This window comes from Tsukamurella spumae (assembly GCF_012396015.1).
In the GTDB taxonomy this organism is placed as follows: domain Bacteria; phylum Actinomycetota; class Actinomycetes; order Mycobacteriales; family Mycobacteriaceae; genus Tsukamurella; species Tsukamurella spumae.
In genome coordinates this window covers 48,947-66,799 of the sequence record NZ_JAAXOQ010000011.1, presented here as the reverse complement: position 1 = coordinate 66,799, position 17,853 = coordinate 48,947, and the positions used below count along the sequence as shown (strand labels likewise).

The following is a 17,853-nucleotide window of genomic DNA, read 5'->3' as shown; positions in this document are numbered from 1 at the left end:
CACCGGCCCCGCACACGACGAACGAGCGCGCTCCCGACCGGGGGCGCGCTCGTCGGCGTTTCGAGCGCTCGCCGCTACGCGTCGATGTTCTGCAGCCGGACCTGACCGCGCGCGACGGCCTTACCGTCCTCGGAGTCGATCTCGACCAGCCACAGCTGCTGCCGGCGACCCCGGTGGACGGGAGTGCTGCGGATCGACAGGACGCCGGTGGAGAGGGCGCGCAGGAAGTCGGTGTTGTTGTTCACGCCGACGACGTGACCGCTGCCGCCGAGCCAGATCACCCCCGACACACTCGCCACCGACTCCACGATCGCGCAGTACACGCCGCCGTGGGTGATGCCGAAGGGCTGGTGCAGCTCGGGGCGCAGGGTGAGCGTCGCCTCGACGCCGTCCGGCGTGAGAGCGGTGTACTCGAGGCCGAGGAGCGTGTCGAAGCCGGCGGAGCCCTGAGCCTGGATCCCGTCGATGACCTGCTGCTGTCCGGGGGTCGGTTGCGTCATGAACCCACCCTAGGACGACGCGTCGTCGGGCCGATCTCCGGGCCGGATTCCGGGAAGACCCCGATGCGGGACCGGACCGCCGGGCGGCATCGTGGAGTCATGACCGAGAACATGCCCTTCACCCAGTCCCCCTCCGCCCCGGCACCGCAGAAGCGCTTCGCCCGCGACCTCCACAACAACTGGCTGGGCGGCGTGTGCGCCGGCATCGCCCGCTACTTCGGCATCGACGCCACGCTCGTGCGCGTGTTGTTCGTCGTGTCCTGCCTGCTGCCGGGTCCGCAGTTCCTGCTGTACCTGCTGCTGTGGCTCGTCATGCCGAAGGACTGATCCTCTCGCGGTGCGATCGCACCCGGAAACGAGAGCGGCGGGCCCGGGGCTCAGCCATCCCCGGACCCGCCTAGGCACAGACCGGGCGGATTACTGCAGCCCTCAGTTCGCGAACCGGTCCGATGTGGATCTCGTGTCGCTCTCGGCGACGTCACTTATTCTAGGGCAGCCTCGCCTAACTTAGCAAGCCCTCATCGATGTGGCGTGGATTACGACATCCTGTCGTAGCGATCCGCACCATCCCGGGTAGAATCGGTCCAATGGCGGCATTGGGAGATCTCGAGCGCGCGGTCATGGACCACCTCTGGGCGTCCACCGAACCGCAGACCGTGCGACAGGTGCACGAATGGCTCTCTGCTGACCGCGAACTCGCGTACACGACCGTGATGACGGTGCTGCAGCGGCTCGCGAAGAAGAAGCTGGTCACGCAGATCCGCACCGATCGGGCGCATCGCTACGCCGCGACCTTCGGCCGCGAGGAACTCGTCGCGGACCTGATGTTCGATGCGCTCGCCCAGGCCGAGAGCTCCCGCGAGGCCGCGCTCGTCCATTTCGTCGAGCGCGTCGGGGCCGATGAGGCGCAGGCGCTGCGCCGCGCGCTGGCCAAGCTCGAGGCCGGGGTCGACGGCACCACCGAGCGTACCGCGCGATCGTCGTGACCCAGTAGGCTCAAGCCCATGGCGGCCCTGATCTTCGGAGTGCTGGCCCTGCTGCTGGCGGGACCGGTGCCCACCTGGCTGTCCCGGGCCACCTGGCCGATCCGCACGCCCCGCGCCGCCCTCGTACTGTGGCAGGCCATCGCGCTCGCCGCCGTGCTGTCGGCGTTCAGCGCCGGGCTGGTCATCGCGAGCCGCCTCCTCGTCCCCGGCGCCGACGGCCGCCCCACCACGAACCCGATCGACGAGATCCGGCAGCTCGGCGTCGTGCCGTGGACGGTGTCGGTCATCGCCTTCGCGTTCACCCTGGTCATCGGCGCGCGCCTGATCACCTCCACCGTCCGCCTCGCCATCCGCACGCGGTGGCGCCGGGCCCGGCACCGCACCGTCGTCGACATCCTGTCCCAGGCGGTCGACGGTGACCATCCCGTCTCCGCCACGGACCTACGGGTGCTCGGGGTGGACGAGCCGCTCGCCTACTGCCTGCCCGGGCTGCGGCACCGCGTGGTGCTCAGCGTCGGCACTCTCACCCAGCTCAGCCACGAGGAGTTGACCGCGGTGCTCGCGCACGAGCGCGCGCATCTGCGCTCCCGGCACGACCTGGTGCTCGAGGCCTTCACCGCGGTGCACCACGCGTTCCCGCGCCTCGTCCGCTCGTCGGCGGCGCTCGACTCGGTCAAGCTGCTGGTCGAGCTCCTCGCCGACGACGAGGCCGTCGCCGCCGCCGGCCCGCTCCCCCTGGCGAACGCGCTGGTCACCTGCGCCAAGAGTCCCGCGCCGCGGGGCGCGCTGGCGGTCGGGTCGACGGGAACCGTCGTCCGGGTCGAGCGGCTGTCCATGGCCCCGGCCAGCACGATGTTCAGCGGCGCGGTCTACCTGCTCGCGGGCCTGATCCTGGTGGTGCCCACGGTGGCCGTGGCCGTCCCCTGGCTCACCGAGCTCTCTCGCCTGATCCTGCACTGATCGCGGTCGTGAGCCGCGCCACGACGCCATCGAGTAGGATGACGACACGTGCAGTTCCTTCCTGATAGCCGCCCGCAGTACGACCTGACCTACGACGATGTCTTCCTCGTCCCGAATCGGTCGGACGTGACCTCCCGGTTCGACGTGGATCTCTCCTCGGTCGACGGCACGGGCACCACCATCCCGCTCGTCGTCGCCAACATGACGGCGGTCGCCGGCCGTCGCATGGCCGAGACCGTGGCCCGGCGGGGCGGCATCGTCGTTCTCCCCCAGGATCTTCCGCTGCAGGCCGCGGCCGACACGATCTCCTATGTCAAGAGCCGCGACCTCGTGGCCGACACCCCGGTCACACTGAGCGCGGAGCACTCGGTGAGCGACGCCGTCGCGCTGCTGCCCAAGCGTGCGCACGGCGCCGTCGTGGTCATCGACGGCGACGATCGCCCGATCGGCCTCGTCACCGCGGCGGCGTGCGAGGGCGTCGACCGGTTCGCCCGCCTGCGCGACGTGATGACCACGTCCTTCGTGTCCGCCGCCACCGGTACCGCGCCCGAGGCCGTCTTCGACCTGCTGGACAAGGACCACTCCGACCTGGCCGTTCTCGTCGACGGCGACGACCGCCTGCACGGCGTCCTCACCCGCACGGGCACCGTCCGGGCGGGCATCTACAGCCCCGCGGTCGACGGTGCCGGCAAGCTCCGCATCGCCGCCGCCGTCGGCATCAACGGCGACGTGGCCGCCAAGGCCCGCGCGCTCGCCGAGGCCGGTGCCGACGTGCTGGTCGTCGACACCGCGCACGGCCACCAGGCCAAGATGTTCGACGCGCTCGAGGCCGTCGCCGCGCTCGACCTGGGCCTGCCGCTCGCCGCGGGCAATGTGGTCGCCGCGGCCGGCGCCCGCGATCTGGTGAACGCCGGCGCGACCATCGTCAAGGTCGGTGTGGGCCCCGGCGCCATGTGCACCACCCGCATGATGACCGGCGTCGGGCGGCCGCAGTTCAGCGCCGTGCTCGACTGCGCGGCCGCCGCCCGCGAGCTCGGTGCCCACGTCTGGGCCGACGGCGGCGTGCGGCACCCGCGCGATGTCGCGCTGGCGCTGGCCGCCGGCGCCTCGAACGTCATGGTCGGCTCGTGGTTCGCCGGCACCTACGAGTCCCCGGGCGACATGAAGTACGCGACCGACGGCTCCGCGTACAAGGAGAGCTTCGGCATGGCGTCCAAGCGCGCCGTCGCCGCTCGCACCGCCGGCGAGGGCGCCTTCGACCGCGCCCGCAAGTCGCTGTTCGAGGAGGGCATCTCCAGCTCGCGCATCCGCGTCGACCCGGAGGCCCCCAGCGTCGAGGACCTGCTGGACCGCATCACCTCGGGGGTGCGCAGCTCGTTCACCTACGCCGGCGCCCGGTCCGTCCCGGAGTTCCACGCGAAGGCCACCGTCGGCGTGCAGAGCGCGGCCGGCTTCGCCGAGGGCAGGCCGCTTCCCGGCGGTTGGTGAGGACTCGATGGATCGCCGGTAGGATGCAGTGGATTCCACCGACGATCCTCTGGGAAGGACCATGAAGCCCCGAAGACCCGGCAAACGCCGCCGACGACGAGCGCAGACCGCACTGACCACGTCGAGGAGGCGCGCCGATGGCTAGCGCCCTGATCACGGTCGGCGCCATCGTCGGCTTCCTCGCCCTGACGCTGGGCACGGCGCTGTTCGTCGCGGCCGAGTTCTCGCTCACCGCGCTCGAGAAGTCGACCGTCGACGCGGACGTCCGCGAACGCGGCGACCGCCGTTCCAAGCAGGTGCAACGGGCCCACCGGACCCTCACCTTCCAGCTGTCGGGCGCCCAGCTCGGCATCACGATCACCACGCTCGTCACCGGTTACCTGGCAGAGCCGGTGCTCTCGAAGTTCCTGCGCCCCGCACTGGAGTGGACCGGCGCCCCCGAGGCCGTGGTCGCCGCCCTGACCGTGGTGCTGGCGCTGGTCCTCGCCACCTCCCTGTCGATGGTGCTCGGCGAGCTGGCGCCGAAGAACCTCGCCATCGCCCGCCCGCTGCAGACCGCGCGTTGGAGCGCCGGCCCGCAGGCCGCCTTCTCCGCGATGTTCCGCTGGGCCATCACCTTCCTCAACTCGGCCGCGAACCGGCTGGTCCGGCGGCTCGGCATCGAGCCCGCGGAGGAGCTGAGCTCGGCGCGGTCCGCGCAGGAACTCAGTGCGCTGGTGCGCAATTCGGCCGCGTCGGGCGCGATCGACGAGATGACCGCGGAGCTGGTGGGCCGCTCTCTGGAGTTCGGCGAGCTCACCGCGGAGGACCTCATCACGCCGCGGCAGCGGATCGACTCCCTGGACGCCGACGCCACCGTCGCCGATCTCGTCGCGCTCTCGATCGAGTCGGGCCGCTCCCGGTTCCCCGTGGTCCGGGGCGACCTGGACGACACCGTCGGGCTCGTGCACGTCAAGCAGGCGCTGACGGTCCCCGCGGACCGCCGATCGACGGTGCCCGTCACCTCGATCGCGACCACGCCGCCCGTCGTCCCCGCGACGCTCGACGGCGACGCCCTCATGGAGCAGCTGCGCGCGAACGGCCTGCAGATGGCGCTCGTCGTCGACGAGTACGGCGGCACCGCGGGCATCGTCACCGTCGAGGACCTCATCGAGGAGATCGTCGGCGATGTCCGCGACGAGCACGACGACAACGAACCCGTCGACGTCCAGCGCACCGACACCGGCTTCCTGTGCTCCGGCCTGCTGCGCATCGACGAGGTGGAACGCGACACCGACTACCGCGCGCCCGAAGGCGACTACGACACCCTCGGCGGCCTGGTGATGTTCCTCCTCGGCCGGATCCCGGCCGTCGGAGATGTCGTCGAGCTCCCGCAGCATTCCTCGCTGCTCGAGGACGACGGTGCCGCCGCCGCGCCCGTGTGGATCGCGCGCGTCGCGCGGATGGACGGTCGCCGCGTCGACCTGGTGGAGCTGAGCCATGACTGACGTGCTGTATCTGTTCCTGACGGTGCTGCTCCTCGCGGCCAATGCCTTCTTCGTCGGCGCGGAGTTCGCGCTCATCGCGGCGCGCAAGGACCGCCTCGAGACGCTGGTGGAGCAGGGCCGGGGCTCGGCGCGCGCCGTGCTCCGGGCCTCGGAGCGACTCTCGCTCATGCTGGCGGCGTGCCAGCTGGGCATCACGATCTGCTCGATCCTGCTGGGTAAGGTCGGCGAGCCGGCCATCGCCCGGATGCTGGAGGTCCCGCTCGACTGGGCGCACGTGCCCCACGCCCTGCTGCATCCGATCTCGTTCGCGGTGTCGATGTCGCTCGTGGTGATCATGCACATCCTGCTGGGCGAGATGGTGCCCAAGAACATCGCGCTCGCGGGCCCCGAGGCCGCGGCCATGCTGCTGGTCCCGCCGCTGCTGTGGTTCGTCCGGATCGCCCGCCCGCTCATCGCCGTGTACAACTGGCTCGCGATGCTGGTGCTGCGGGCGCTGGGCGTGCAGCCCCGCGACGAGCTCGAGGGCACCGTGTCCGCGGGCGAGCTGCCCGAGCTGATCGCCGAATCGCACGATGAGGGCCTCATCGACGCCGAGGAGCGCGTCCGGCTCACCCGTGCGTTGCAGACCTCGCGTCGCACCGTCGCCGATGTCGCGATCCCGCTGACCGAGATCCGCGGACTGCAGGCCGTACAGGGCACGAGCGGCACGTGGGGACCCACGCTCGGCGACATCGAGTCCGCCGTCGCGGAGACCGGCTACTCCCGCTACCCCGTCCGCAGCCGCGACGGCGCGTTCACCGGGTACCTGCACGTCAAGGACGTGCTGCCGGACATCATGGACGCCGCCGTCGGACCGGACACGGTGATCGGCGCGGGCCGGATCCGCCCGCTCCCCGTCGTCGACGGTGCGCTGTCGCTGGACCAGGCGACCTCGCACCTGCGGCGCCTCGGCGGCCACCTGGCCGCCGTCTCCGACGACCACGGCCGAACCATCGGCATCGTCGCCCTGGAGGACGTGGTGGAGGAGTTCATCGGTACCGTGCGCGACGGGACCCACCGGGTGTGACGGTGCTCCTCACCGATGCGCAGTGGCGGCCGCTCGCGGACGCCCACCGCGCCCGCCTCACCCCGTTCGTGGACGCGCATCGGCGCCGCGCCGCCCGTGGGGACAAGCATCCCGTCTGGGACTTCCTGTTCACCTACTACGGGCACCGGCCCGCGCACCTGCTGCGCTGGCATCCCGGCCTGGGGGTCGAGCTCGACGGTCCGTGCGCGGCTGCGGAGTTCAGCGGGGTCCGGGGCTACGTGGTCTCCGGGACGCGCGTGACGCTGGATCCGGCCCTGCTCGCCAAGCGCGCCGCCACCGCGGAGTACGTGGCGCGTCTGCTCGAGGCCACCGCGTCCCGCGCGCCGGTCTTCGGCTGTTTCGGGCTGCACGAGTGGGCGATGGTCTTCCGCGAGGCCGACCGGACACGGCACCCGGTGCCGCTGCGGCTCGGGCCGGAGGGCACCGACGACGTGGTGCGCGCCGGGAGCCTGCGCTGCACCCACTACGACGCGTTCCGGTTCTTCACCCCCGATGCCGCGCCGCGCAATCTCGTGGCGCTGTCCCGCGAGACGCAGGTCGCGAGCGAGCAGCCGGGCTGCCTCCATGCCGGCATGGACCTGTACAAGTGGGCCTTCAAGCTGGCGCCGGGCGCACCGTCGGACCTGGTGGCGGACGCCTTCGACCTGGCCCGGGACGCCCGGGAACTGGACATGCGCGCCAGCCCCTACGACCTCGCCGACCACGGCTTCTCCCCCATCGCGATCGAGACGCCCGAGGGACGGCGCGAGTACGTGCGGCAGCAGGTCGCGCTCGCCGAGCGCGCGGCCCCGATCCGCGATCTGCTGTTGGCCGTGGTCCGCGCCTGGCCCGCCGTACGGCCCACCTGACCGCGGATACGACGGGGCCCGGCGGACTCCCCCCGAGTCCGCCGGGCCCCGTGCACCCGCTGTTCCGGCTTAGGTGGCCGGCTTCTCGATCTTGACGTCCTTACCGAACTCGGTGAGGTTCAGGGTGATCGGCAGCTCCTTGAGCTTGACCTCCATGCGTGTCACGTTCGGCTTGGGCATCGGGTTCGCGGAGGCGTCGAAGACGATCCACAGCGTGATGGGCAGCGACGCGCCCGCGTTGCCGCGCTGGGCGATGTCGGTGATCTGCGGCAGCAGCGGGTCGAGGATCTTGGTGTCGACGGTGCCCGAGACCTTGACGGTCTTGAGGCCGTTGACGGTGTCCTTGCCCTCGACCTTCGGGTTCTCCAGCGAGTCGAGGATCGTCGCGAGCCCCTTCTCCTGATCCAGGATGACGGCGGGGTCGTAGACGCCCTTCTCGCCCGTCTTGCCCATGGGCTGGTACTTCGCGCCACCGAGGTTCGCGTAGAGCACGCCGTCGATGACGACGAACTTCGTCTGGACGTAGTTGTCCTTGACGCGCACGTTCGCATCGCCCTGGGCGGCGACCCGCTTGGTGTCCTTGAACGAGATGATGTCGCCGTTGACGCTGGTGACGGGCAGTCCTTGGATGCCCTTGTCGACGGCGAGGGTCAGGTGCTCGGAGTAGGTCTCGCGCGTGGCGAGGGCAGCGTCCTTGACGATCTGGACGGTCGGCAGGCCGTTCGCGTCCACCGACGGTGCGGCGGACGGGGCCCCGGAGGCCCCGCTCTGCGCCGCCGCGGTAGTGGTGGTGCCGCCGCTCGACGAGGTGTCGTCGGTCTTCTTGTCCGCGCAACCGGTCAGTACCAGCGCACCGGTGGCGAGCAGCGCGATCGCCGCGCGCGATGCCGTGAACTTCATGGGTTCCCCCCTTGAAATCTGACCGGGCGACATCGCGCCCGGCGTGAATGAAAAGCGGAAGTCCCGCCTCACGGAAGAAGTATGCATGAATTCGGGAGCCGATCGATGCATTCGCGCGCCCGCATCCCCGGCGAATCGGACACTGGATGGTAGCGGCAAGTCCGCCTTCAGCGATCCATTAGCGTACTTGGAGATGGTGTACGGGACCGGGAAACCGGTACTGGCTCAGGAGGCAACCACACGTGTCCACCAATATCGATCCGCCGGCGGAGCGCGCCGAGCGCACGGGCGACGATCCGGGTCCCCGCGATCTCACCCGTGGCACGGACCCGGGACGCGGCGGCGGCGCAGGTCGCGACGGCGCGGCGGGACCGGATCAGCGCGACCCCGGTCGCCGCCCGGCGGGACCGCGGGGCCGCGACTTCCAACCCGGCGCCGGCGACCCGGGCCCGCGGGATCTGGGTCGCGAGCCGGGCCCCGGCGGCGGCCCGCAGCTGTCGAACGTGTGGGTCTACAAGGGCCGCGCGTACGACCTCACGGAATGGATCAACAAGCATCCGGGCGGGGAATTCTTCATCGGCCGTTCCAAGAATCGCGACATCACCTCGATCATCGGGTCCTATCACGCCAATCCCGAGAAGATCGAGAAGATGCTGCAGCGGTTCGCGCTCGATCGCGACGCCGAGGTCGTGGACGTGCACCCGAAGAACAATGCGCCAGCGTTCCTGTTCAAGGACGGCTTCGACAGCTGGCGGGACACGCCGCGCTACCGGTTCGACGATCCGAAGGACCTGCTGCACGCGGTGAAGGCGCGCCTGCGGGACCCGGCGATGAAGGCGCGCGTCAAGCGCATGGACCGGTGGTTCAACATCACCGCCGCGCTCCTGGCCGTCGCCTATGTCGCGGTCATCGCGGCCCGCCTCAGCGTGCCGGCCTGGATGCCGATCTGGCTGTTCGTACTGCTCATGGTGATGCTGCGCAGCTCACTCGCCGGGTTCGGCCACTACGCGATCCACCGGGCGCAGAAGGGCGCCACGAAGGTCCTGGTCAACGCGTTCGACATCAACTACGTCGCACTGTCCTTCGTCACGGCCGACGGGCACGCCCTGCTGCATCACCCGCACACGCAGAGCGAGGTGGACATCAAGAAGAACGTGTTCACCATGATGATGGACATCCCGCGCTGGTACCGGATCCCGATCCACACGCTGCACAAGTTCGGCCATACCGCGACCGGCATGACGATGCGGCTCTTCGAGATCGTCAAGCTCACCCGGCAGGTCGGCGTGGCCGACATGTACGGCTCGCTGCGCGGCGCACTGCCCCACTTCATCGGCGCCTTCGCGATGCGCGCGCTGCTGATCGGCGAGTTTCTGCTGTTCCTGTTCCTGGGCGACATCTGGGCGTGGGTCGCGCAGTTCGTCGCCGTGCTGTGGGTGAGCACCTTCCTGGTGGTCGCGAGCCACGACTTCGAGACCGACGTCGACGACCTGCCCGAGGTGGAGACCGAGGACTGGGCGATCAACCAGCTCAACCAGGCCTACGACCTCAAGATCTCGGGCAACCGGTACGTGGACTGCTTCCTCTCGGCCGGGCTGTCCAGCCACCGCGTGCATCACGTGCTGCCCTACCAGCGCAGCGGCTACGCCAACATCGCGACCGAGGAGCTGATGGCGGAGGAGGCCGCGAAGTTCGGCGTCGAGTGGCTCCCCCGTCGCAGCTTCTTCTTCGACCGCCTGCCCGACCAGGTCAGCACCTTCCTGGGGCAGAAGGCGCGACCCGCCCAGGAGCAGGGCCACGGCTTCCTCCGCGAACACTTCTCGCCACAGGCCCTCAAGACCTCGGGTTCGTACGTCGTCGCGGGCTTCACCGGTATCGGCACCGTCTGATCCGGCTCCCGCCGCCCACATCTTCCAGCTCAAGGAGATCACCATGAACACGCAGGAACAGCGCATCGCCCCGGAACTCCCCGGGACCAGTGTCTGGCGCGGCGCCCCGCCGGCGCCGCCCACCTCGGTCGCGGTGATCGAGTCCCTCGCGACGGGCTCTCCCTCACAGGTCTACGACCAGGCCGAGTCCGCGGACCGCGTCGCCTCCCGGTTCGACGACCCGCGGCAGGCGGAGCGCATCCGCCGGGTGTACGCGAAGACGCAGGTGGCCGAGCGACATCTCGCGCTCGACCCGCTCACCGAGGAGTTCGCGGCGTTCAGCGCGCGCCCCGACACGATCCGCGAGCGGATGGACCTGTTCTTCGAGCACGCCGCGCCGCTCGCGATCGACACCGCCCGCCGCGCGCTGGGCACCGTCGACCCGGCGGACGTGGGCCAGCTGGTGTTCGTCACCAGCACCGGCTTCCTCGCCCCGGGCGTCGATGTCGCCGTGATCCGCGCGCTCGGCCTCTCGCCGGGTACCAGCCGCGTGGTGATCAACTTCATGGGCTGCGCCGCGGCGATGAACGCGCTGCGCGTGTCCACCGACTACGTCCGCGCCCACCCGGACCGCAAGTCGCTGATGATCTGCCTCGAGCTCAGCTCGGTGAACGCCGTCTTCTCCGGCGACCCCAACGACGTGGTGATCTCCAGCCTCTTCGCCGACGGCTGCGGCGCCGCGCTGATCGGCGCGAGCGAGGTCGGGCACCCGCTGCCCGCCGGGAACATCGTCGTGCGCGACACCTTCAGCCACCTGCTCGACGGTGCCGAGGACGGGATCGTCCTCGGGGTCAACGCCGACGGCATCACCTGCGAGCTGGCGGAGTCCCTCCCCCAGTACATCGTCGACGGGGTCGCCCCGGTGATCGACGGGGTGCTGCAGCGCAACGGCCTCGACCGGAACGCCGTCGCACACTGGGCGATCCACCCGGGCGGCCCGAAGATCATCGAGTCCGCCGCGACCGCGCTGGGCCTGCCCGAAGAGGCCTCGCGCCTGAGCTGGGACGTGCTCGCCGGCCACGGGAACATGCTCAGCGTCTCGCTGCTGTTCGTCCTGGAGCGGCTGCTCGCGCGGGTCGCGTCCGACGGGGCCGACGGCGCACCGTCGACCGGGATGGCCTTCTCGTTCGCACCGGGCGTGACCGTGGAGGGGTTCCTGTTCGACGTCGTGACCACCGGCGAATGAGCGCGCCGTGAAGCTCCTGAAATTCCTCATCTCGATCTCCCCGGCGGCGATCGCCGCGGCGGTCGCCGCGGGCCTCGTCGCCGGCGCGGCCAACGCCTACCTGTTGACGCTGATCAACGGGCTGGTCGCGCCGGGCCCGATGCCGACGGTGACGGTCACCCAGTTCGTGGTGACCGCCGTCGTGGTGGTGGTCGCCGGCGTCGCGTCGCAGCTGATCCTGCTGCACCTGGCGCAGGCCGCCGTGTACCGGCTGCGGGCGCGGCTCTCGCAGCGCGTGCTCGCGGCGCCGCTCGAGCACATCGAGCGGCTCGGCGATCACCGCCTGCTGGCGACGCTCACCGAGGACGTGCGCTCTCTGTCGATGGCCGTGTCCGGTATCCCCGGGCTGTGCATCGACCTCGCGACGATCATCGGTGCGCTCACCTACCTGGCCACCGTGTCGGGCGCGCTGTTCGCGGTGTCCGTCGCGGGCACGCTCATCGGCATCGCGTGCGTGGAGACGGTGCTGCGCCGGGTCCGGGAGACCTATCGCCGGGCCCGCGAGCTCGACGACGCCCTGATCGGTTCGTTCCAGGAGGTCACGCACGGCATCAAGGAACTCAAGCTGCACCGCGGCCGCCGCACGGACTTCCTGGACCGGAAGCTGCTCGGCACCGCTGAGGACCTGCGCGGCAAGCACGTCGCCGCCGGAACGCGGTTCGCCGGCGGCCAGGCGCTCGGTCAGGTGCTGCAGCTGGGCACCATGGTGCTGATCCTGTTCGTGCTCGCCAGGGCGCTGGAGCTGCCGCGGGAGACGATGATCGGCTACGTGCTGGTCACGACCTTCCTGTCGATGCCCATGCAGAGCCTCATGCACCGCATCCCCGATCTGCTCCGCGGTGATGTGGCGCTGGCCAAGATCCGCGGCCTCGACCTGTCGCTGGAGACCGCTCGCGACGAGTCGGCCCTCCCGTACGACGGCCGTCCCCTGGCCGAGGGCAGCGTCGAACTGCGCGGCGTGGGATACGAGTACCTGCCCGAGCCCCCGCAGCACGGACCCGGCCAGCACCCGCCGCACGGCGGCCCCGGTGGCCCCGGTGGCCCCGGTGGTCCGCCGCCGCACCCCGGCCCCGGTATGCCGCCGCCGCCAGGAGCGCCCGGCGCGCCGCACGGCTTCCGGCTCGGCCCCATCGACCTGACGCTGCGTCCCGGCCAGGTGACCTTCGTCGTCGGCGGCAACGGCAGCGGCAAGTCGACGCTCGCCAAGTTGCTGTCGGGGCTCTACGCGCCGCGGATCGGCGAGATCCGGATCGGTGGTGAAGTGGTCGGTCCGCACAACACCGAGTGGTTCCGGCAGCACACCACCGCGGTCTTCTCCGACTTCCATCTGTTCGACGACTACCTGGGCCTCGCCGCGGACGACCTCGACGACCGCGTCCGCTGCCTCCTGCACGACCTGGAGCTGGCCCACGCGGTCACGGTGCAGGACGGGAAGCTCTCGACGCTCGCCCTGTCGACGGGGCAGCGCAAGCGGCTCGCTCTGCTCACCGCGCTGCTGGAGGACCGGCCCGTCTACCTGTTCGACGAATGGGCGGCCGACCAGGACCCCCGGTTCCGTGCGGTCTTCTACGACCGCATCGTCCCCGACCTGCGGCAGCGCGGGAAGACGGTGGTGGTCATCACCCACGACGACCGGTACTTCGATCGCGCCGATCAGCTCGTGAAACTCGACTACGGTCAGGTGGTCACGCCGTCGCCGACGGGGATACTGCGCGGAGTAACATGATGCGCGTACTGCTTACGACTGCCATTTGAGGGGTTTGATAGCCATGGCCGATACCGCCCGCACGTCCGTCGCCGGCCTCGAAGTCGCGACGGTCCTCTACGACTTCATCAACAATGAGGCCCTTCCGGGCACGGGCGTAGACCAGGACGCGTTCTGGACCGGTGCCGCGCAGCTGATCGGCGACCTGGTCCCGAAGAACCGGGCGCTGCTCGCCACGCGCGACGAGCTGCAGGCGAAGATCGACGCCTACCACGCCGCCGCTCCCGGCGAGATCACCGACTTCCCCGCGTACAAGCAGTTCCTCGCCGACATCGGCTACCTCGTCCCGGTCCCCGAGGACCGCGAGATCACCACGGCGAACGTGGACACCGAGATCACCTCCACCGCCGGCCCCCAGCTGGTGGTCCCGATCCTCAACGCGCGCTTCGCGATCAACGCCGCGAACGCCCGCTGGGGCTCGCTGTACGACGCCCTCTACGGCACCGACGCCATCTCCGAGGCCGACGGCGCGGAGAAGACGAAGGGCTACAACAAGGTCCGCGGCGACAAGGTCATCGCCTTCGCCAAGAACTTCCTCGACCAGGCCGTGCCGCTCGAGTCGGGCTCCTGGACCGCGGTCTCCTCGCTCGCGATCGCCGACGGTGCGCTGGTCCTCAACGGCGGCGACCTCGCGCTCGCGGACCCGACGGTGTTCGCCGGCTACACCGGCGAGGCGGGCGCACCGTCGGGCGTGCTGCTGCGCCACAACGGCCTGCACCTCGAGATCCAGATCGACGCGTCGTCGCCGATCGGGCAGACCGATCCGGCCGGCATCAAGGACGTCCTCGTCGAGTCCGCGGTGACCACGATCATGGACTTCGAGGACTCGGTCGCGGCCGTCGACGCGGACGACAAGGTCGTCGGGTACCGCAACTGGCTGGGCCTGAACAAGGGTGACCTGGCCGAGGAGGTCACCAAGGGCGGCAAGACCTTCACCCGCACGCTGAACCCGGACCGCAAGTACACCGCCGCCGACGGCTCGGAGCTGGTGCTGCACGGCCGCTCGCTGCTGTTCGTCCGCAACGTGGGCCACCTCATGACCACGGACGCGATCCTGCTGGACGGCCAGGAGATCGGCGAGGGCATCCTCGACGGCATCGTCACCTCGCTCATCGCGATCCACGGCCTGTCCGGCGAGATCCGCAACTCCCGCACCGGCTCGGTGTACATCGTCAAGCCGAAGATGCACGGCCCGGAGGAGGTCGCCTTCGCCGCGGAGATCTTCGCGCGTGTCGAGCAGATCCTGGGCCTGCCCGCGCTCACCCTCAAGGTGGGCATCATGGACGAGGAGCGCCGGACCTCGGTGAACCTCAAGGCCGCGATCGCCGCCGCCAACGACCGCGTGGTGTTCATCAACACCGGCTTCCTGGACCGCACCGGCGACGAGATCCACACGTCGATGGTCGCCGGCCCGTTCGTCCGCAAGGGTCAGCTCAAGGCGCAGACCTGGTACCCGGCGTACGAGGACAGCAATGTCGACATCGGCCTGCACGCTGGCCTGCAGCACAAGGCGCAGGTCGGCAAGGGCATGTGGGCCATGCCCGACCTGATGGCCGCGATGCTCGAGCAGAAGATCGCGCAGCCGAAGGCCGGCGCCACCACCGCGTGGGTGCCCTCGCCCACCGCCGCCACCCTGCACGCCCTGCACTACCATCTGGTGGACGTGTTCGAGGTGCAGAACGAGATCGCCAAGCGCGATCCGGCGTCGGTCGACGACATCCTCTCCATCCCGCTCGCGAAGAACGCGAACTGGTCGGACGAGGAGAAGCGCGAGGAGCTCGACGAGAGCGCGCAGTCGATCCTCGGCTACGTCGTCCGCTGGATCGACGCGGGCGTCGGCTGCTCGAAGGTCCCCGACATCCACGATGTCGCGCTGATGGAGGACCGCGCCACGCTGCGCATCTCCTCGCAGCTGCTCGCGAACTGGGTGCGCCACGGCGTGGTCACCGAGGACGAGGTCGTCGAGGCGTTCAAGCGCATGGCGCCGGTCGTCGACAAGCAGAACGCGGGCGACCCGACCTATCGCCCGCTGGCGCCCGACTTCGACACCAACATCGCCTTCCAGGCGGCGAAGGACCTGGTGCTGCTGGGCGGCACGCAGCCGAACGGCTACACCGAGCCGATCCTGCACGCGCGCCGTCGCGAGTTCAAGGCCGCGAACAGCTGAGCCCCGACACCGCTGGAACCTCCGACGCCGGGCCGGGCGTGATCGAGATCGATCGCGACCGGCCCGGCGCCGTCATCGTCCTCGTCGACGGGACGCCGCAGAGTTACATCGACACCGTCGACCCGACGAACCTGGTCTTCGAGTACGTCCGGAGGATCGGGCACGTCGCCGACCTGGTGCGGCCGGCCGGCGCGCCGATCACCGCCGTGCACCTGGGCGGCGGCGGTTTCACGCTGCCCCGCTACATCGCCGCGACCCGGCCGGGCTCACGGCAGCAGGTTCTCGAGATCGACCGCGCGCTCATCGATGCGGTCCGGGCCGCGGCGCCTCTGCCCAAACGCGAGCAGATCAAGATCCGCTGCGCCGACGCCGCACTCGCCGCCACGGTCCTGCCGCCGGGCATGCTCGGCACCGTCGACCTCCTGGTCCTGGACGTCTTCGCCGGTGCTCGCACCCCGGCAGCACTGACGACCACGGAGTTCTTCGCGTCCCTGACTCCCCTGCTCGCGCCCGGCGGCACCGTCGCGATCAACATCGCCGACGGTCCGCCCCTCCCGTTCGCCCGGTCCGTCGCGGCGACGGTGGCGGCGGTGTTCGGCGAGGTCGCGATCGCGGCCGAGCCGGGCGTGCTCAAGGGGCGCCGGTTCGGGAACCTGGTCGTGGTGGCCGGCACCGTGCCCGACGGCTTGCGCCGCAGGCTCGCCGGTGATCCCTTCCCAGGAACCCTGCTGATGGACGACGAGGTGGCCCGGTTCATGGGCGGCGCGAAGCCCTTCACCAGCGCGAACGCGCAGGAGTCCCCGATGCCGCCGCGCGGCGTCTTCGGGTAGGTTGCTCTCGATGGGATCACATCGTTCTGGAGCAGGCTCCCGCGGCATCGCGCGCTGGTTGATCGCCGCGGTCGTCGCGGTCGTCGTCGTGGCCGCGGTCGCCGGGGCCATGGTCTGGCTGTCCGGGCGTTCGGAGCAGGAGGGCCGCAACGCCGCGTCCACCTGCGTGCGCGGCGATCTCGCGGTGCACGTCGCTGCCGCGCCCGCACTGGTCGAATCCCTGCGCCGCGTGGCGGACGCCTTCAACTCCTCCGGGACCGTGTCGGCGGACTACTGCGCGAAGATCGACGTGGGGGGCATAGACTCGCCGGTCGCCCTCGCAGCACTGTCGGGCACCTGGGACCCGAAGCTGGGCGCGGCACCGTCGCTGTGGATACCGGAGAGCACGGTCTGGACGGCACGCCTGGCGGCGGCGAAGCCCGCGGAGGTGTCCGGGCAGCCGACCTCGATCGCCTCGTCTCCGGTGGTGCTGGCGGTGCGGGGCTCGGCACGCCCGGCCTTCGCCGACATTCGCTGGCTCGACCTGCCCGGCAAGCAGCGCGACCTACGGGTCGCGCTGCCCACGCAGGCCGATTCGGACGGCACCTATCTCGCGGCGCAGTCCGTGGCGGCGGCGGTCGCCCGCACGGGCGGCGCTGCGCTGTCCGACGATGCCGCCAAGAGCCCGGTGGTGGCCGGGTCGCTGTCGCGGTGGGCGGCGGACGCCCCGAAGTCCACCGGCGCGGTCGCCGCGCTCGAGGCGCTGACCAAGCCCGGCGACGCCATCCGCGCCGTGCCCGTCACGGAGCAGCAGCTCGCCGCCTTCGCCCGCGGCCGGAGCGACGCGATGCCGGTGGCCGTGTACCCCGCCGGCCCGACGGCATCGGCCACCTACCCGGCCGCCGTTCTCGACCGCGACGACACCACCGATGCGCACGACCGCGCAGCCGCCGACTTCGTCGCCTATCTCACCGCGGGCGATCACGCGAAGCCGCTGGCGGAGGCCGGTTTCCGGGTGTCAGGACAGCCCACCCCGGAGAAGACCGCTTCGGTCGAGTTCGGCACCGTCGAACCGCTGGCCTCCCCGTCGAACGCCGCGACGATCGCGCTCGCCGACGCCCTGAACCGCCGGTAAGGGCGCGCCCCGAGCGATCGGCTTCGTCCTCGAGACCGACGATCCGCGCTTCGACAGTCGCACCCCCGCCGCGATCGTGGTCGTCGTGGGCGCGGACTCGATGGTCGGGTGACGCGACGACGGTAGTCGATTCACCGCGCCACCACTGCACGGTCCGGCCGAAGTCGCTACGGTTATCGAGGACACAGACGCAGGCGTCGCGGTGAAGCAGGCGGCGAAGACGGTCCGCGGAAGAATCCAACGGAAGGTTGCATCATGGCGCTTCTCGACAAGATCAAGGAACTTCTCGGCAAGAACCCCGACCAGGTCAACACGGTGATCGACAAGGCGGGCACCGCGGCGAAGAGCAAGTTCGCCGGCCACGATGCCCAGATCGACATGGCCACCAACAAGATCAAGGACGTCACCGGTGGCAACACGCCGCCCGCCGGCGACGAGCCCGCGCCCGGTACGCCGCCGCAGGGCTGACTCCAGCGCGTGAGTGCGGTCGGTTTCCCCCGGAATCCGTGGGAAACCGACCGCACTCGGCGGCCCCGGTTCATCGATACCGGTTGGTCGATCGAATACC

At 70.6% G+C, this 17,853-nt stretch carries 16 protein-coding genes; 14 read left to right on the top strand and 2 right to left on the bottom strand.

Translation table 11 applies throughout. The features are described from left to right. Positions 1–74: 74 nt before the first annotated feature. Positions 75–500 carry a PaaI family thioesterase gene (locus HF999_RS10145; RefSeq protein ID WP_168545753.1) on the bottom strand — a complete coding sequence of 142 codons (426 nt, stop codon included), beginning with the start codon at positions 498–500 and terminating at the stop codon, positions 75–77. A gap of 99 nt (positions 501–599) precedes the next feature. Between HF999_RS10145 and HF999_RS10140 the strand changes: the two genes are divergently transcribed. From HF999_RS10140 to HF999_RS10110, 7 genes are all read left to right on the top strand, one after another. Beyond that, a complete protein-coding gene (locus tag HF999_RS10140) occupies positions 600–827 on the top strand; it encodes a PspC domain-containing protein (protein ID WP_246207571.1) in 228 nt (75 codons plus the stop codon). A 260-nt stretch (positions 828–1,087) separates the two neighbouring features. Then, complete coding sequence (locus HF999_RS10135; RefSeq protein ID WP_168545752.1) at positions 1,088–1,486, top strand: BlaI/MecI/CopY family transcriptional regulator; 399 nt, start codon at positions 1,088–1,090, stop codon at positions 1,484–1,486. 18 nt (positions 1,487–1,504) lie between these two features. Further along, positions 1,505–2,446, top strand: coding sequence for a M56 family metallopeptidase (locus HF999_RS10130; protein WP_168545751.1), 942 nt, complete (start codon positions 1,505–1,507; stop codon positions 2,444–2,446). A gap of 48 nt (positions 2,447–2,494) precedes the next feature. Next, the gene (guaB1, locus tag HF999_RS10125; RefSeq protein WP_168545750.1) at positions 2,495–3,934 is read left to right on the top strand and encodes a GMP reductase; all 1,440 of its coding nucleotides are present in this window, start codon (positions 2,495–2,497) and stop codon (positions 3,932–3,934) included. Positions 3,935–4,071: 137 nt separating this feature from the next. Continuing rightward, positions 4,072–5,421, top strand: a complete 1,350-nt coding sequence (locus HF999_RS10120) for a hemolysin family protein (RefSeq protein ID WP_168545749.1) — start codon at positions 4,072–4,074, stop codon at positions 5,419–5,421. After that, complete coding sequence (locus tag HF999_RS10115; protein WP_168545748.1) at positions 5,414–6,487, top strand: hemolysin family protein; 1,074 nt, start codon at positions 5,414–5,416, stop codon at positions 6,485–6,487. The genes HF999_RS10120 and HF999_RS10115 overlap by 8 nt, the downstream gene beginning before the upstream one ends. After that, positions 6,484–7,356: a 3-methyladenine DNA glycosylase gene (locus tag HF999_RS10110; RefSeq protein WP_168545747.1), complete on the top strand. Its 873-nt coding sequence runs from the start codon at positions 6,484–6,486 to the stop codon at positions 7,354–7,356. The genes HF999_RS10115 and HF999_RS10110 overlap by 4 nt, the downstream gene beginning before the upstream one ends. 69 nt (positions 7,357–7,425) lie before the next feature. Here HF999_RS10110 and HF999_RS10105 read toward each other — a convergent pair whose 3' ends face one another. Then, complete coding sequence (locus tag HF999_RS10105; protein WP_168545746.1) at positions 7,426–8,256, bottom strand: LppX_LprAFG lipoprotein; 831 nt, start codon at positions 8,254–8,256, stop codon at positions 7,426–7,428. 458 nt (positions 8,257–8,714) lie between these two features. Here HF999_RS10105 and HF999_RS10100 point away from each other — a divergent pair, with 458 nt between their 5' ends. From HF999_RS10100 to HF999_RS10070, 7 genes are all read left to right on the top strand, one after another. Beyond that, positions 8,715–10,145 carry a fatty acid desaturase gene (locus HF999_RS10100; RefSeq protein ID WP_168545831.1) on the top strand — a complete coding sequence of 477 codons (1,431 nt, stop codon included), beginning with the start codon at positions 8,715–8,717 and terminating at the stop codon, positions 10,143–10,145. A gap of 43 nt (positions 10,146–10,188) precedes the next feature. After that, complete coding sequence (locus tag HF999_RS10095; RefSeq protein ID WP_168545745.1) at positions 10,189–11,370, top strand: type III polyketide synthase; 1,182 nt, start codon at positions 10,189–10,191, stop codon at positions 11,368–11,370. A 7-nt stretch (positions 11,371–11,377) separates the two neighbouring features. Then, positions 11,378–13,135 carry an ATP-binding cassette domain-containing protein gene (locus HF999_RS10090; protein WP_168545744.1) on the top strand — a complete coding sequence of 586 codons (1,758 nt, stop codon included), beginning with the start codon at positions 11,378–11,380 and terminating at the stop codon, positions 13,133–13,135. A gap of 43 nt (positions 13,136–13,178) precedes the next feature. Continuing rightward, positions 13,179–15,341: a malate synthase G gene (locus HF999_RS10085; protein ID WP_168545743.1), complete on the top strand. Its 2,163-nt coding sequence runs from the start codon at positions 13,179–13,181 to the stop codon at positions 15,339–15,341. Positions 15,342–15,379: 38 nt separating this feature from the next. Beyond that, entirely contained in the window at positions 15,380–16,171 is a 792-nt protein-coding gene (locus tag HF999_RS10080; RefSeq protein ID WP_312854087.1) for a spermidine synthase, read from the top strand. A 10-nt stretch (positions 16,172–16,181) separates the two neighbouring features. Next, complete coding sequence (locus tag HF999_RS10075) at positions 16,182–17,285, top strand: type 2 periplasmic-binding domain-containing protein (RefSeq protein WP_168545742.1); 1,104 nt, start codon at positions 16,182–16,184, stop codon at positions 17,283–17,285. Positions 17,286–17,540: 255 nt separating this feature from the next. Next, positions 17,541–17,753, top strand: coding sequence for an antitoxin (locus HF999_RS10070; protein ID WP_168545741.1), 213 nt, complete (start codon positions 17,541–17,543; stop codon positions 17,751–17,753). Positions 17,754–17,853 lie beyond the last annotated feature (100 nt).

Coding starts and splice junctions, on each gene's coding strand:
- HF999_RS10145 (WP_168545753.1), bottom strand. CDS start 500: ATGACGCAACCGACCCCCGGACAGCAGCAGGTCATCGACGGGATCCAG.
- HF999_RS10140 (WP_246207571.1), top strand. CDS start 600: ATGACCGAGAACATGCCCTTCACCCAGTCCCCCTCCGCCCCGGCACCG.
- HF999_RS10135 (WP_168545752.1), top strand. CDS start 1,088: ATGGCGGCATTGGGAGATCTCGAGCGCGCGGTCATGGACCACCTCTGG.
- HF999_RS10130 (WP_168545751.1), top strand. CDS start 1,505: ATGGCGGCCCTGATCTTCGGAGTGCTGGCCCTGCTGCTGGCGGGACCG.
- HF999_RS10120 (WP_168545749.1), top strand. CDS start 4,072: ATGGCTAGCGCCCTGATCACGGTCGGCGCCATCGTCGGCTTCCTCGCC.
- HF999_RS10115 (WP_168545748.1), top strand. CDS start 5,414: ATGACTGACGTGCTGTATCTGTTCCTGACGGTGCTGCTCCTCGCGGCC.
- HF999_RS10105 (WP_168545746.1), bottom strand. CDS start 8,256: ATGAAGTTCACGGCATCGCGCGCGGCGATCGCGCTGCTCGCCACCGGT.
- HF999_RS10095 (WP_168545745.1), top strand. CDS start 10,189: ATGAACACGCAGGAACAGCGCATCGCCCCGGAACTCCCCGGGACCAGT.
- HF999_RS10085 (WP_168545743.1), top strand. CDS start 13,179: ATGGCCGATACCGCCCGCACGTCCGTCGCCGGCCTCGAAGTCGCGACG.
- HF999_RS10075 (WP_168545742.1), top strand. CDS start 16,182: ATGGGATCACATCGTTCTGGAGCAGGCTCCCGCGGCATCGCGCGCTGG.
- HF999_RS10070 (WP_168545741.1), top strand. CDS start 17,541: ATGGCGCTTCTCGACAAGATCAAGGAACTTCTCGGCAAGAACCCCGAC.